Consider the following 991-nt stretch of genomic DNA (forward strand, 5'->3'; position numbering starts at 1 on the left):
ATCATGAGACCGTTGAATTTAAATAATTTTTAAAAAAAATCTAAAACCTAATTTTTCCCCATATTTCTCTCATCAAACTCCGCTATTCCACAATTTTTTTCTTCATACCCCCCCATTAAACTCTGCTATCTTCCCATTTTTTGTCAATTTCCCTTAAAATCAACAAAAAACAAACAATACCCCCCTAAAAACCATACTCTTCATTTAAAATCACCATTCTTTTAAGGTTAAACGCCAATGATTCCATAAACATTGCAAACTGATTTTTAGCAACACCCCTATACCTTGTTCGATGATTAGTTTGAGAAAATACTCGCTCATACGGACTACGCATTTTTGTGATAAAACTGTCTCTACCCTTATTTTTATTTTTATTTTTCATATTGTTTTTCAAGATAGCCTTTAGATTGCAACCTTTGCGTTTAGCATCAATATGAATTTGTTTATCACAATAGCCTTTATCTGCATAGATGGCCCAGTACAGTACATTACCAAAAAACCCTGACAACTTTTTAAAATTTCTTATATAGAACATCTTAAGAGACCTTCTTCTTTTCCTGATTCAATTTTATACTTTCTTGATACACATCCATTGGTTTTTTATATTTCAATGTTTCATGGAATCTTTGATGATTGTAAAACTCAATATAATCATCCACATCAGTGATTAAATCACTGATGGATTGATATTCATTTAAATAAATTCTTTCGCATTTTGCGCTCCTCCAGAAACGCTCAATACAGATATTATCTGTAGCCCTACCTTTACCATCCATAGATATTGTAATACCTAAATCTTTTAATCGTTTAGTGTGTATCTCACTGGTATATTGACTACCTTGATCAGTGTTAAATATCTCTGGGTGTGGGTGTTTCTCTAAAGCGTCATTAAATAGTCAACCCTTAAAAACCACACAACAAATTGATTTATAATAATAAAACCAACAATAACCCTAGACAAATCAACCAACTTTTGCTAAAATACCTCTTA

Annotated in this window: 1 protein-coding gene and 1 pseudogene; both read right to left on the minus strand. The window is 31.3% G+C overall.

Annotation, left to right across the window (positions count from 1 at the left end):
• Positions 1 to 184: 184 nt before the first annotated feature.
• Positions 185 to 535, minus strand: a complete 351-nt coding sequence (locus tag BAZSYMA_RS05365) for a transposase (RefSeq protein WP_090716446.1) — start codon at positions 533 to 535, stop codon at positions 185 to 187.
• Position 536: 1 nt separating this feature from the next.
• Positions 537 to 884, minus strand: a pseudogene (locus BAZSYMA_RS05370) (transposase); the annotation flags it as partial.
• Between the last annotated feature and the right edge of the window lie 107 nt (positions 885 to 991).

Origin of the sequence: Bathymodiolus azoricus thioautotrophic gill symbiont (assembly GCF_001298715.1) — a bacterium.
Taxonomy (GTDB): Bacteria; Pseudomonadota; Gammaproteobacteria; order PS1; family Pseudothioglobaceae; genus Thiodubiliella.